General features: G+C 71.3%; 11 protein-coding genes. 10 read left to right on the top strand and 1 reads right to left on the bottom strand.

Annotation, left to right across the window (positions count from 1 at the left end):
- The 7 genes from AQI94_RS20420 to AQI94_RS20390 form a co-directional block, all read left to right on the top strand.
- Window positions 1-338 (top strand): alpha-glucosidase C-terminal domain-containing protein (locus tag AQI94_RS20420; RefSeq protein WP_159050639.1); only part of this gene is annotated, 338 nt, incomplete at its 5' end.
- The gene (gene treS, locus AQI94_RS20415; RefSeq protein ID WP_007379724.1) at window positions 335-2,053 is read left to right on the top strand and encodes a maltose alpha-D-glucosyltransferase; all 1,719 of its coding nucleotides are present in this window, start codon (window positions 335-337) and stop codon (window positions 2,051-2,053) included. The genes AQI94_RS20420 and treS, both read left to right, overlap by 4 nt.
- A 26-nt stretch (window positions 2,054-2,079) precedes the next feature.
- On the top strand, window positions 2,080-3,441 hold the full coding sequence (locus tag AQI94_RS20410) for a maltokinase N-terminal cap-like domain-containing protein (RefSeq protein ID WP_031053833.1): 1,362 nt from the start codon (window positions 2,080-2,082) through the stop codon (window positions 3,439-3,441).
- Window positions 3,442-3,444: 3 nt separating this feature from the next.
- Window positions 3,445-5,652: a 1,4-alpha-glucan branching enzyme gene (gene glgB, locus AQI94_RS20405; RefSeq protein ID WP_062229856.1), complete on the top strand. Its 2,208-nt coding sequence runs from the start codon at window positions 3,445-3,447 to the stop codon at window positions 5,650-5,652.
- Window positions 5,653-5,759: 107 nt separating this feature from the next.
- Entirely contained in the window at window positions 5,760-6,848 is a 1,089-nt protein-coding gene (locus AQI94_RS20400; RefSeq protein WP_031041062.1) for a glutamate--cysteine ligase 2, read from the top strand.
- Window positions 6,849-7,074: 226 nt separating this feature from the next.
- Window positions 7,075-8,979, top strand: a complete 1,905-nt coding sequence (locus AQI94_RS20395) for an AMP-dependent synthetase/ligase (RefSeq protein ID WP_031041063.1) — start codon at window positions 7,075-7,077, stop codon at window positions 8,977-8,979.
- Window positions 8,980-9,130: 151 nt separating this feature from the next.
- The gene (locus AQI94_RS20390; protein WP_031041064.1) at window positions 9,131-9,535 is read left to right on the top strand and encodes an ATP-binding protein; all 405 of its coding nucleotides are present in this window, start codon (window positions 9,131-9,133) and stop codon (window positions 9,533-9,535) included.
- A 16-nt stretch (window positions 9,536-9,551) separates the two neighbouring features.
- Here the strand turns inward: AQI94_RS20390 and AQI94_RS20385 are convergent, their stop codons facing one another.
- Window positions 9,552-9,911, bottom strand: a complete 360-nt coding sequence (locus tag AQI94_RS20385; RefSeq protein ID WP_031041066.1) for a hypothetical protein — start codon at window positions 9,909-9,911, stop codon at window positions 9,552-9,554.
- Window positions 9,912-10,178: 267 nt separating this feature from the next.
- Between AQI94_RS20385 and AQI94_RS20380 the strand changes: the two genes are divergently transcribed.
- From AQI94_RS20380 to AQI94_RS20370, 3 genes are all read left to right on the top strand, one after another.
- The gene (locus tag AQI94_RS20380; protein WP_031041068.1) at window positions 10,179-11,555 is read left to right on the top strand and encodes an NAD(P)/FAD-dependent oxidoreductase; all 1,377 of its coding nucleotides are present in this window, start codon (window positions 10,179-10,181) and stop codon (window positions 11,553-11,555) included.
- Window positions 11,556-11,647: 92 nt separating this feature from the next.
- Entirely contained in the window at window positions 11,648-11,860 is a 213-nt protein-coding gene (locus AQI94_RS20375) for a DUF4287 domain-containing protein (protein WP_031041070.1), read from the top strand.
- A gap of 61 nt (window positions 11,861-11,921) precedes the next feature.
- Window positions 11,922-14,153, top strand: coding sequence for an FUSC family protein (locus tag AQI94_RS20370; protein WP_031041072.1), 2,232 nt, complete (start codon window positions 11,922-11,924; stop codon window positions 14,151-14,153).

Raw genomic sequence — 14,153 nt, 5'->3', positions numbered from 1 at the left:
TCAGGCGCCGCCACCCCGCCCTCCAGCGCCTGCGGAACATCCGCTTCCACCACACCGACAACGACGCGGTCATCGCCTACAGCAAGCGCACCGGCGACGACACGGTTCTGGTGGTCGTGAACCTCGATCCGCACCACACCCAGGAGGCCACGGTCTCGTTGGACATGCCGCAACTCGGCCTGGACTGGCACGAGTCCCTGTCCGTCCACGACGAACTGACGGGTGAGACCCACCGCTGGAGCAGAAGCAACTACGTACGTCTGGAGCCCGGCCGGGCACCGGCGCATCTGTTCCACGTCCGGAGGTCGGCGCCTCAGATCGGAGGATCCACCGCGTGACTGTCAACGAGCCCGTCCACGACACCTTCGAGGACACCCCGGCCAAGGACCGGGACCCCGACTGGTTCAAACGCGCGGTCTTCTACGAGGTCCTCGTCCGCTCCTTCCAGGACAGCAACGGCGACGGCGTCGGCGACCTCAAGGGCCTGACCGCGAAGCTGGACTACCTCCAGTGGCTCGGTGTCGACTGCCTGTGGCTGCCGCCCTTCTTCAAGTCACCTCTGCGAGACGGTGGTTACGACGTCTCGGACTACACCGCCGTCCTGCCGGAGTTCGGTGACCTCGCCGACTTCGTGGAGTTCGTCGACGCCGCCCACCAGCGCGGCATGCGGGTCATCATCGACTTCGTCATGAACCACACCAGCGACCAGCACCCGTGGTTCCAGGAGTCCCGCAAGGACCCTGACGGCCCCTACGGCGACTACTACATGTGGGCCGACGACGACAAGCAGTACGAGGACGCGCGGATCATCTTCGTCGACACCGAGGTCTCCAACTGGACCCACGACCCGGTGCGCGGCCAGTACTACTTCCACCGCTTCTTCTCCCACCAGCCGGACCTGAACTACGAGAACCCGGCCGTCCAGGAGGAGATCCTGGCCGCCCTGCGTTTCTGGCTCGACCTCGGCATCGACGGCTTCCGCCTCGACGCCGTCCCCTATCTGTACGCGGCCGAGGGCACCAACTGCGAGAACCTGCCCGCCACGCACCAGTTCCTGAAGCGGGTCCGGCGCGAGATCGACGCGATGTACCCGGACACCGTCCTCCTCGCGGAGGCGAACCAGTGGCCGGAGGACGTCGTCGACTACTTCGGCGACTACCAGGCCGGCGGCGACGAGTGCCACATGGCCTTCCACTTCCCGGTCATGCCCCGCATCTTCATGGCGGTGCGCCGCGAGTCCCGCTACCCGATCTCCGAGATCCTCGCCAAGACCCCGGCCATCCCGCAGAACTGCCAGTGGGGCATCTTCCTGCGCAACCACGACGAGCTCACCCTCGAAATGGTCACCGACGAGGAACGCGACTACATGTGGGCCGAGTACGCGAAGGACCCGCGGATGCGCGCCAACATCGGCATCCGGCGGCGCCTGGCCCCCTTGCTCGACAACGACCGGGACACCATCGAGCTGTTCACCGCGCTGCTGCTGTCCCTGCCCGGCTCGCCGATCCTCTACTACGGCGACGAGATCGGCATGGGCGACAACATCTGGCTCGGTGATCGGGACGCGGTCCGCACCCCCATGCAGTGGACCCCCGACCGCAACGCGGGCTTCTCCGCGGCCGACCCGGGACGGCTCAACCTGCCGATCATCATGGACCCGGTCTACGGACACCAGGTCACCAACGTCGAGGCGTCGATGGCCTCGCCGTCCTCCCTGTTGCACTGGACCCGCCGGATGATCGAGATCCGCAAGCAGAACCCGGCGTTCGGCCTCGGCACCTTCACCGAGCTCCAGTCGTCCAACCCCGCGGTGCTGGCCTTCCTGCGGGAGTACGAGGACGACCTGGTCCTGTGTGTCAACAACTTCTCCAGGTTCGCGCAGCCCACCGAACTGGATCTGCGCGAGTTCGACGGCCGGCACCCGGTCGAGCTGTTCGGCGGGGTGCGTTTCCCGGCCATCGGTGAACTGCCGTACCTGCTGACCCTCGGCGGGCACGGCTTCTACTGGTTCCGGCTCTCCCGAGTCGCATCCCGCATCGGCCGACGCCTTTGAGCGTGCCGACGAAAGGACGCGTCACCATGCCGAAGACCGCACCCCTCAGCCCGAGACCCGCGCCCGCGGCCGATCTCATGGCCTCGCTCGGCGACCTGCTGCGCCAATGGCTGCCGCGGCAGCGCTGGTTCGCGGGCAAGGACCGGCCCGTGAGCGAGCTCGGTCTGCTGTCGATGACCGAGCTGTTCCCGGGCTGTCTGCACCTGCTGGTCCACACCGGTCACGGCGGGGTGCCCGCGCCCGGCGGCGGCGCCCCGGCGGGTGACTGCTACCAGTTGCTGCTCGGGGTGCGCAAACACCTCTCGCCGCGTCTCGGCCGCGCCCTCATCGGCCGTGCCGAGCAGGGCCCGCTGGCCGGGCTCACGGTGTACGACGCCCTGCACGACCCGCGCTCGGCACAACTGCTGCTGGAGCGGCTGCGGCAACCCGGTACCGCCGGCCCGCTGTGCTTCGAGCGCGCCCCCTCGGTGCCGGTGCCCGCCGGGCTCCCGCCGCGGCTGCTGGAGGCCGAGCAGTCGAACACCTCGCTGGTGTACGGCGACGAGTTCATCCTGAAGGTCTTCCGCCGGGTCCAGCCCGGGGTCAACCCGGACCTTGAGGTGCCGGTCGCGCTGGCCGGGCAGGGCTGCCGCCGGGTGCCGGCGCCGGTCGCCTGGTTCCGGACCACGCACCCGCAGGAGGCCACGCTCGGCGTGCTCCAGCCGTATCTGCGCGACGCGTCCGACGGGTGGGCGCTGGCGCTCCAGGCGCTCGCCTCGGGTGACGACTTCACCGTGCAGGCCCACGCACTGGGGCGGGCCATGGCCGAGGTGCACCTCGCGCTGGCCGCGGCCTTCCCCGGCACCGGCCACGACGACAACGCCGCCACGGCGGCCGCGATGACCGAACGCCTGGACTCCGCCGCGCACAGCGTGCCGGCGCTGCGTCCGTTCGTCCCCGGTCTGCGGAACGCCTTCGGCGCGCTCGCCACCTGCGACTCCGGGCCGCCCGCCCAGCGCGTTCACGGTGACCTGCACCTGGGGCAGGTGCTGCGGGCGGGCCGTGAGTGGTTCGTCATCGACTTCGAGGGCGAGCCCTCGCGCCCGCTCGCCGATCGGTGCGCCGCCCAGTCCCCGGTGCGGGACATCGCGGGCATGCTGCGCTCCTTCGACTACGCGGCCCGCCAGCGCCGGCCCTGGCGGCCCGAGTGGGCACGCCGCTGCCGGGAGGCCTTCTGCGGGGGCTACGCCGCCCTCGCCGGATGGGATCCGCGCAAGAAGCACGGCCTGCTGCGCGCCTACGAGACCGACCGGGCCGTTTACGAAGTCCTGTACGAGGCACGGCACCGGCCCGACTGGCTGCCCGTGCCCATGGCGGCGATCGAACGACTCGCCGTGAGAGGAGACTGAGCCGTGGCCCTGCGCGACACCTCACTGCCCGAGCCGTCCGGACCGGCGCACTGTGCGCCGGCCCCCGCGCTGGACCCCGGGGACCGGGGCCGGCTGCTGGCCGGCGCCCACCACGACCCGCACGGGCTGCTCGGGGCCCACCCGGTCCCGGGCGGGATCGCCTTCCGGGCCCTGCGGCCCTTCGCCCGCTCGGTGAGCGTGGTGATCGACGGCGAGCGCAGCCCGCTGACCTCGGAGGGCGACGGCCTCTTCTCCGGTCTGCTGCCCCTCGACGCGATCCCCGACTACACCCTGCTGGTGGCGTACGCGGACGGCGAGCAGGAGGTGCACGACCCGTACCGCTTCCTGCCCGCGCTCGGCGAGACCGACCTCCATCTCATCCGCGAGGGCCGCCACGAGCAGCTGTGGAAGGCGCTCGGCGCCGAACCGATGACCCACGAGGGCGTGACCGGCACCCGTTTCACGGTGTGGGCGCCCAACGCCCAGGGGGTCCGGGTCGCCGGGGAGTTCACCTTCTGGGACGGACAGGCGTTCCCGATGCGCTCGCTCGGCTCGTCCGGGGTGTGGGAGCTGTTCCTGCCGGGGATCACCGAGGGTGCCCGCTACAAGTTCGAGATCACCTCGCGCTACGGCGACCGGTTCCTGAAGTCCGATCCGATGGCCCGCAGCGCCGAGGTGCCGCCCGCGACCGCGTCGGTGGTGACGGCCTCGCACTTCGAGTGGAGCGACGAGAAGTGGATGGCCCGGCGTGGCGAGCTCCCGGTGCACCGGGCGCCGTTCTCGGTCTACGAGGTCCATCTGCCGACCTGGCGCAAGGGGCTGACCTACCGTCAGCTGGCCGATGAGCTGCCCGCCTATGTCAAGGACCTGGGCTTCACCCACGTCGAGTTGATGCCGGTCGCCGAGCATCCCTTCGGCGGCTCCTGGGGCTACCAGGTCACCGGCTTCTACGCGCCGACCTCCCGGCTCGGCACGCCCGACGACTTCAAGTACCTCGTGGACGCGCTCCACCGGGCCGGCATCGGTGTGATCATGGACTGGGTGCCGGCCCACTTCCCCAAGGACGACTGGGCGCTGGCCCGCTTCGACGGGGACCCGCTGTACGAGCCCGGGGACTCCCGGCGTGCCGAGCACCCGGACTGGGGCACGTACGAGTTCGACTTCGGACGCGTCGAGGTGCGCAACTTCCTGGTCGCCAACGCGGTGTACTGGTGCGAGGAGTTCCACATCGACGGGCTGCGGGTCGACGCGGTCGCCTCGATGCTCTACCTCGACTACTCGCGCGACTCCGGCCAGTGGAGCCCCAATGTGTTCGGGGGCCGTGAGGACCTCGGCGCGGTCGCCTTCCTCCAGGAGATGAACGCGACCGTGTACCGCCGGGCGCCGGGGGTGGTCACGATCGCCGAGGAGTCCACCGCCTGGGACGGCGTGACCCGCCCCACGGACAGCGGGGGCCTGGGTTTCGGCCTGAAGTGGAACATGGGCTGGATGCACGACTCGCTCGGCTACATCAGTCATGAGCCGGTGCACCGCAAGTACCACCACAACGAGATGACGTTCTCGATGGTGTACGCGTACAGCGAGAACTACGTCCTGCCGATCTCCCACGACGAGGTCGTCCACGGCAAGCAGGCCCTGGTGTCCAAGATGCCGGGCGACTGGTGGCAGCAGCGCGCCAACCACCGCGCGTACCTGGCCTTCATGTGGGCCCACCCGGGCAAGCAGCTCCTCTTCATGGGGCAGGAGTTCGCCCAGGGCGCCGAGTGGTCCGAGGCCCACGGCCCCGACTGGTGGCTGCTCGACCCGACGTACGAGGCCGAGCCCGACCACCGGGGCGTCCGCGATCTCGTGCGCGACCTGAACACCGTCTACCGCGCGACCCCCGCCCTGTGGGAGCGCGACACCGACCCCGGGGGCTTCCGGTGGGTGGTCGGGGACGCGGCCGAGGACAACGTCTTCGCCTTCCTGAGGTTCGACGCGGCGGGCCGTCCGCTGCTCGCGGTCTCCAACTTCTCCCCCGTGGTGCGCGAGGACTACCGCCTCGGCGTCCCCGAGGGTCACCCCCTGTGGCAGGAGGCCCTCAACACCGACGCCGTCCGGTACGGCGGCGGCGACATCGTGCGACGTGACCCGGTCAAGGCGGAGGACGGGGCGCTGCGGCTCACCCTGCCGCCGCTCGCGACGGTGTGGCTGGTCCCGATGCCCGACTGAGCCCGCGGGCGACGCGGAGGTTCCGACCGGCTCCGCAGGGGCAGTCGGGGTCGTACGAGGACGAGCATCCTCGTCGTCGCCGAGGGCCACAGAAGGGGCTGTATCACGTGCGCACCGTGGGAGTGGAGGAGGAGCTCCTCCTGGTCGACCCGGAGACCGGCGAGCCGCAGGCGCTGTCCGCGGCCGTACTCGCGCGGGCCGCGCAGGACGAGCCGGACCAGGACGTCTTCGAGAAGGAACTGCACGACCAGATGCTGGAGTTCGCCACCCACCCGCAGTCGGGCATGGACGATCTCCGCGCGGAGATCGTGCGCTGCCGCAAGGAGGCCGCCCGGCTCGCCGGCGACAGTGGTTGTGCCGTGGTCTCCCTGGCCGCCTCCCCGCTGCCGGTCAGCCCCTCCGTGGGCGTCGGCCGCCGCTACCGGTGGATGGCGGATCAATACGGCATCGCCACCCAGGAGCAGCTCGTCATGGGCTGTCACGTCCATGTGTCCGTGGAGTCCGACGAGGAGGCCGTCGCCGTCCTCGACCGGATCCAGCCCTGGCTGTCCGTGCTGACCGCGATCACCGCCAACTCGCCCTTCTGGCAGGGCAAGGACACGGGCTACAGCAGTTACCGCAGCCGGGTGTGGCAGCGCTGGCCCTCGGCCGGACCGACCGAGCCGTTCCGCTCGGCGGAGCGCTATCACCGGCGGGTCGCGGAGATGGTGGCGACCGGGGTCATCCTGGACGAGGGGATGATCTACTTCGACGCCCGGCTGTCCCGGAACTACCCGACCGTGGAGATCCGGGTCTCGGACGTCTGTCTGCAGGCGGACACCGCCGTCCTGCTCGCGACCCTCGCCCGGGGGCTGGTGGAGACGGCCGCGCGCGAGTGGCGCGCGGACAAGGAGCCGGCGACGCACAGTGTGAGCCTGCTGCGGCTGGCGGCCTGGCGGGCAGCGCGCTCCGGTCTGTCGGAGGAACTGCTCCACCCGGCGACGATGCACCGCATGCCGGCCGAGACCGTGGTCCAGGCGCTGCTGGACCACGTCGAGGACGCGCTCGCCGACAGCGGCGACCTGGACCGGGCCCGCGAGTCCTGTGCCGGACTGCTGCGGCACGGCAACGGCGCCCGGGTGCAGCGTGAGCTGCTGGAGCGCACCGGGAGCCTGCGGAGCGTGGTCACCGAGTGCGTGCGGCTGACCCAGGCGTAGGTCTCACCGGGCCGGCGGCCCTCGGCGGGCGGGGCCTGCCCGCGGGTGCGCGGCCGTCGGGTGCGTGTGACGCACCCGTTCCGGGGCCTCGATCTCGACCAGATCACGGGTGACCGGTTACTTCCGTATTCCAGGTACCACTCGCTCGCGCCTGGGCTACATTCGAGCACCGCGGATGACCGAGCTCGTCGGCGCGGTCACAGCCCGTACACGTCAGGAGCAGTGCATGCGCGACTTCGCCCTCGCTCCCCGGACCATCTCGCGCTCCAGCGGCGGTCTGGCCGACAGCGTGTTCGAGCGAGCGGAGCTCGACCCGACCCTGCCGGTGCTCGCCCGCCGTCCCGAGGGCTCCTCGGGGGCCTGGCAGGAGGTCACGGCCGTGGAGCTGCGGGACGAGGTCGTGGACCTCGCGAAGGGACTGGTCGCCTCCGGGATCTCGCCCGGACACCGGGTGGCCATCATGGCGCGGACCCGGTACGAGTGGACGGTTCTCAGTTACGCGCTGTGGACGGTGGGCGCCGAGGTCGTACCCATCTATCCGACGGCCTCGCGCGAACAGGTCGAGTGGATCCTGCACGACGCCGGCTGTGTGGCGGTGGTGGTGGAGGACGAGCAAGCGGTGATGACGGTCGGCTCGGTGTGCGCCTCACTGCCCCGGCTGCGCCATGTCTGGCAGCTGGACGCGGACGCGCTGGAGGATCTGCGGGAGCGGGGCCGGGTCATCCCGCTCGCCACGGTCGAGTCGCTGCGCCGCATCGTGCTGCCGGACTCCACTGCGGTCGTCGCCTACACCTCCGGCACCACGGGCCGTCCGCTGGGCTGCGCGCTCAGTCACCGCGGCCTGGCGAGCCCCGTCGACATCCTCCTCGAAGGCTGGCGCCACATCACGGCGGCCCCGGGAGAGCAGCCGTCCGTCCTCGCCTTCCTGCCCTTCTCCCATGTGTACGGCCTCATGATCCAGGGCGTGTGCATCCGCGGCGGGCTGCTCATGGCCCACGAGCCCGACCTGGACGAGGAGGCCCTGGCGGCCGCCCTGCAGTCCTTCCGCCCCACCTACTTCTACGCCGTGCCCTCGGTCTTCGAGAAGATCTACAAGAACTTCCTGCGTGCCGCCCAGCAGTCGGGCCGCGGCGCCCTGTTCGAGCGGGCCGCCGACACCGCCCGGGACTTCGCCCTTGCCTGCGAGCGGCAGCGGCTGGGCGAGGGCCCCGGCCCCGGCTTCGACCTGCGGCTCCAGCACGCCCTGTACGAGCGCACGGTCTACCGCAGACTGCGGGCCGCGCTGGGCGGCCGGGCCCGCCGCGCCACCTCGGGCGGCTCCACCCTCAATCGTGAGCTCTCCCTGTTCTACGAGGGCATCGGCGTCTACGTCCACGACGGCTACGGCCTCACGGAGACCTGCGGCGGGATCACCATGCAGCCGCTGGGCCGGGAGAAGTCCGGGACCGTGGGCCGTCCCCTGCCGGGCGTGGATCTCCGGGTGGCGGACGACGGGGAGATCCTGGTGCGCGGGCCCTCGGTCTTCCAGGGCTACGTCAACGACGAGGCCGCGTCACGGGCCGCGCTGTACGGCGGCTGGCTGGCCACCGGGGACCTCGGGCGGCTGGACGCCGACGGCTATCTGACGATCACCGGCCGCAAGAAGGACATCATCGTCACCACCAGCGGCAAGAGCGTGGCCCCGGCCGCCCTGGAGCACCGGCTGAGAATGCATCCGCTGATCCACCAGGCCGTGGTGGTGGGGGACAACCGGCCCTGTGTGGGGGCCCTGCTCACCTTGGACCCGGTGTTCCTGGCCCACTGGCGCGGGGTCCTGGTGGCCCAGCAGGACCCCTCGGTGCGCGAGGCCCGGGAGGAGAACGCGCTGCGGGAGGAGATCGCCCGGGCCGTGGCCGCCGCCAACAGCACGGTCTCGCGCTCGGAGTCGATCCGGGTGTTCCGGGTGCTGCCGGAGCCGTTCGACCTGGCCAACGGTCTGTTGACGCCGTCGATGAAGCTGCGCAGGGACGAGATCGTGCGCCGCTACGCGATGGAGATCGACGCGATGTACCAGGCCCGCTCGGTCGGCGCCCGGCGCACCCCGGAGGAGGACTTGCTGAACTGGGACGACTCGGACAACGTGTTCCGCTGAAACCCACCCCTCGGCCGCGTTCCCGAAGGTAGGGACGATTGGGCCGCCCGCCCTCGGGAACACGGCTCAGTGGCGACGTGAGAGAGTACGACAACCCGCTGACGCCGGGCCGTGAGAGCGGCACGGCACCGAGCCGCGTTGGGACGAGACACTGACTTCCGAGGCGATTCCGAGCCGCACCACCCGTTTCGCGGGCGAGCCGCATTGCGTGACGGGTGCGCGGCTCGCCGCTGAGGAATTCCTGGACGACCTGGGCCAGAGCGTGCCGCCCGCGACCCCCGAGCACTGGGACGACATCCTGCTGGTGGTCACGGAACTCGCCGCCAACGCCGTCCAGTACGCGCCGGGGCCTTTCGTCCTGCGCCTGCGCCGCACCTTCGACGGCGTGCACGTGACGCTGCGCGACACCAACCCGACGCCGCCGGCCCCGCGTTCCTTCGATCCGCGCACGGGAGGCGGCGGCATCGGCTGGCACCTGGTGCACGCCCTGTGCGACCAGGTCAGCGTGGTGACCGACGAGCGAGGCAAGGACGTGCACGTCTTCCTGCCGTGGTGACGCTCCCCCGGTCCGGTCAGGCGGAGGCCGCGAGCTGCAGATAGTAGGCGCCGACCGCCGCGAGGTACTCGCTGTCACGGGTCTCGCTGTCGGTGCGGAAGCGGGGGGCCGCCTTCACCTCCGACTCGGTGCAGGCCAGCGTGACCCGTTGCTCGTCGGTGTCGACGCGGGTGACGACGCCCACCGGGACCAGGACGCTGCGGCCGAAGATCCAGACGCCGGTGTCGACGACGAGGTGTGCCATGCCGTGGGGGGCGGCCTGCCGGTCCACGTGTCCGATCGTGCCGTCGCTCGCGACGACGCTGAAGCCCGTCAGGTCCTGTCCCTCGACGTATCCGCTGTCCGGCGCGTACGACCAGATTCTGTCGGTGGTCACACTGCTCCTTTCCTCCCGAGTGATGCGCGAAGCCCGGCTCTCGGCTGCGAGCGGGCCCACAGCACCCAATACCCTTCTGCCGCACACACATTCGGCGACCGGCGCTCTCACAGGCGATTTCCCCGCGTCCGGTCCGCGCACCTCCTTCACCTTTCTCCCGGTGCACTTTCAGGCCGGGACGGGCAAGGTGGTCCTCGACGCATTCGTCACGCCCGCACGGGCAGACGAAGGGCGTTCGAGGCAGACCGCCTGGAGCCGCAGAGAGGGATGAACACCGTGACACGACCCAGGATCCTGGTGGTTGGCGCCGGCTTCGCCGGAGTCGAATGCGTGCGCCGGCTGGAGCGCAAACTCTCCCCGGACGAAGCCGATGTCACCCTGGTGACGCCGTTCGCCTACCAGCTCTATCTCCCGTTGCTGCCCCAGGTCGCCTCCGGCGTGCTGACGCCCCAGTCGATCGCCGTCTCCCTGCGCCGCAGCAAGAAGTACCGCACCCGGATCATCCCGGGCGGCGCGATCGGCGTGGACCTAAAGTCCAAGGTCTGCGTGATCCGCACCATCACGGACGAGATCATCAACGAACCGTACGACTACATCGTGCTGGCTCCCGGCAGCATCACCCGCACCTTCGACATCCCCGGCCTCACCGAGCACGCCTTCGGCATGAAGACCCTCGCCGAGGCCGCCTACATCCGCGACCACGTCATCTCCCAGCTCGACCTCGCGGACGCCAGCCAGGACCCGGCCGAGCGCGCGGCGCGGCTCCAGTTCGTGGTCGTCGGCGGCGGATACGCGGGCACCGAGACGGCGGCCTGTCTGCAGAAGCTCACCCACGCCGCGGTCAAGCGCTACCCGCGCATCGACCCGTCGCTGATCAAGTGGCATCTGATCGACATCGCCCCGAAGCTGATGCCGGAGCTGGGCGACAAGCTCGGCCGCAGCGCGCAGGAGATCCTGCGCCGGCGCGGCATCGACGTGTCGCTCGGTGTCTCCATCGAGAAGGCGGGCCCCGACGAGGTCACCTTCACCGACGGCCGGGTGGTGCCGACCCGGACCCTGATCTGGACCGCGGGCGTGGTCGCCAGCCCGCTCATGGCCACCCTCGGCGCGGAAACGATTCGCGGGCGGCTCGCGGTCACCGCCGAGATGACCCTGCCGGGACAGGACGGCGTCTTCGCGCTCGGCGACTCCGCCGCCGTGCCCGACAAGGCCAAGGACGACGACAGCGCGATCTGCCCGCCCACCGCGCAGCACGCGATGCGCCAGGGCAAGAAGGTCGCCGACAACGTCATCGCCACGCTGCGGGGCCGGCCGCTGGAGCCGTACGTCCACAAGGACCTCGGCCTCGTCGTCGACCTCGGCGGCACGGACGCCGTCTCCAAGCCGCTCGGCATCGAACTGCGCGGTCTGCCCGCCCAGTTCGCCGCCCGCGGCTACCACTGGGCCGCGCTGCGCACCAATGTCGCCAAGGTCCGGGTGGCGACGAACTGGACGCTCAACGCCATCGCGGGCGACGACTTCGTGCGGACCGGCTTCCAGGCCCGCAAGCCCGCCAAGCTGAAGGACTTCGAGTACACCGACGCGTACCTGACGCCGGATCAGGTCCGGGCGCAGGTCGAGGGGACGGGCCGGCTGGACCCGTAGGTGTGGCGCACGTCACTCCGGGCCGCCGATCGGTTTCCGGCCGGCCGGCGGTCTCAGGAGAGACAGCACAGCGCCCCCGAAAGGACACCGCCATGGCCGAGACCGTGAAGGGCCCCGCGAGCTACTTCCCCTCCATCGAGAAGAAGTACGGCCGCCCGATCGCCGAGTGGAAGGAGCTCGTCCGCTCCTCGCCGCTGACCCGGCACATGGAGCTGGTCGCCTGGCTGAAGGCCGAGCACGGGCTGGGGCACGGCCACGCCAACGCGCTCGTCGCCCACACCCTCGCGGAGGCCAAGGGCGAGTGATCCACCCCGCCGTGCCATGCTGGAACGGATCATGACGTGACACGGGAGTGAGTACGGCGGAGTGAACACAGCGAGGCTGCGCGATCGGGTCGCGGCGTCGGACCCGGGACTGCTCCGGCTGGCCGCGGGTCTGCGCACGGTGGGGGCGATCGCCCTCACGCTGGCCGTGCTCGGTCTGCTGGGGGCGAGTGTCCCGCATCTGGTCGCGGGCGCGATCGCGGCGATGGTCGCGACCTTCTCCATCCGGGAGAAGCAGCGGTCCTCCCAGGCCGTGACGCTTGCCCTGGGCCTCCCGGTGGCGCTGGCCTCTCTGTCCCTGGGCGCGCTGCTGAGCTCCCGGGTGCTGGCCGGTGACCTCTTCTTCGTCGCGCTGATCTTCTGCGCCGTCTACAGCCGCCGTTTCGGCGACCGGGGCACCGCGCTCGGCCTGATCGGCTTCCAGGTCTACTTCGTCTCCCTGTTCGTCGGCGCCACCGTCTCCGGCCTGCCCGAGCTGTACGGCGTCCTCGGCGTCGCCTTCCTGTGCAGCGCCGCGGCGCGTTTCCTGCTGGTGCCGGAAACCCCCACGGGCCTGCTCGAACGCCTGCGGGAGGCCTTCCGGGTCCGGCTGGCCCAACTGGTGTCCGCGCAGCTCCAACTGCTGGACGCCGGGCCCGAGGAGATCGACGCGGCGCTGAAGGACGTACGCGAGGGGACCGCGCGGCTGCACGAGACGGCGCTGATGATCCAGGGGCGGCTGGAGGAGGGGACCTCCGACGCGGCCGCGGCGCGACTGGTGCAGCGGCGTATCGCGGACGCCGAGATCGCCGCCGAGCGGCTCGGCCTGTTGCTGCTGACGGCCCGCAGCGCCGAGCGCGCGGACACCCTCACCCTGCATCTGCCCGGTGCGCCGGCCCCGCGGGCGGGCCGGATGCCCGGCCGGGACGAGGCCATGGCCAGGGTGCGCCGCGATCTGGAGGCGCTGCGGCTGCTGGTGCTGCGCCCGGCCGCCGCCAGGTCCGGCACGGCCCTGTCCCAGGTCCGCAACCGGCTGCTCGGCTACCGCGAGGAGGAGAACCTGCCGCCCGCGCCGCCCGCCGTCCAGGACGTCTTCCGGGGCGTCGGCGAGGCCGCCCGCGCGGTGCTGGGCCTCAGGATCGCCCTGGACGGCCCGCAGGACGAGTCGGACGACTCCCCCGCGACGGCCCGCTCGCGCGAGGAACTGGACGCCGAGGACGCCGTCATCGACGCCGGCGAGGAGGACGACGGGACACCGGAGGAGCGCACGGGGCTCAGCCGGCCCACGACGCGGGCCGCGGTGCAGGTCGCCGTGGGTTCCGCGCTCGCCATCGTCGGCGGCGAGTTCCTCTCCAGCCAGCGCTGGTACTGGGCCGTGCTCACCTGCTGGATCGTCTTCATCAACACCGCGTCCACGGGCGAGATCCTGGTCAAGGGCTACCGGCGGCTGCTGGGCACCGTCCTCGGGGTGCTGGCCGGGATCGTGCTGGCCGGGGTGGTGGGGCAGCACACCTGGACGGCGTTCGCCCTGGTGCTGGTGCTGGTGTTCGCGATGTTCTACACCGCGCCGCTCTCCTACACCCTGATGTCGTTCTTCGTCACCGCGGCCCTGGGCCTGCTCTACACGCTGCTGCACACCTACAGCCTCTCGGTGCTGGTGCTGCGCGTGGAGGAGACCGCGCTCGGCGCGGCCTGCGGGGTGATCGCGGCGGCGTTCGTCCTGCCGGTGCGCACGGACCGCCGTACCAACGACCTGCTCGTCACCGTGCTGGAGCGGCTCGACGACGTCACCGAGGCCGCAGTGGACCAGCTCAGCGGCGGCTCCCCCGAGGAACTGCTCGACCAGGCGCGCGACCTGGACCAGGCGCTGGCCGATCTGCGGGCGGCGACCCAGCCGCTCACCCACCCGATCACGCCGCTGCGGGCCCGGCGCGACACGGCCCGCTATGTCGTGGCGCTCCTGGAGACCTGCGCGTACCACGCGCGCTCGCTGGCGGCCACGGCCGAACTGCTGCCCACCCATCCCTCGATCGCGGCGGATCCCCGGCTGCGCCGGGCCGGCCGGCGCATCGGGGACAACATCGGGGCCATCGCCGCGCGGGTCGCCGACGAGCGCTCCACCGCCGCGGTGGAGACCGGGCCGAGCATCGCGTCACTGCTGGAGAGCGAGGTCCCCGGCACGCCCCGCTTCGGCCGGGTCACCGACCGTGTGCTGCGGCACGTGCAGCGGCTGGACGAGACCGTGGTGGGTCTGGCCCGGCCGCTGCACGTGCCGGTGGCGGCGCCCCGGCGATAG

The organism is Streptomyces pseudovenezuelae (assembly GCF_001513955.1).
Classification (GTDB): Bacteria; Actinomycetota; Actinomycetes; order Streptomycetales; family Streptomycetaceae; genus Streptomyces; species Streptomyces pseudovenezuelae.
The sequence above is the reverse complement of the archived record's forward strand: the minus strand, read 5'-3'. Positions and strand labels throughout refer to the sequence as shown.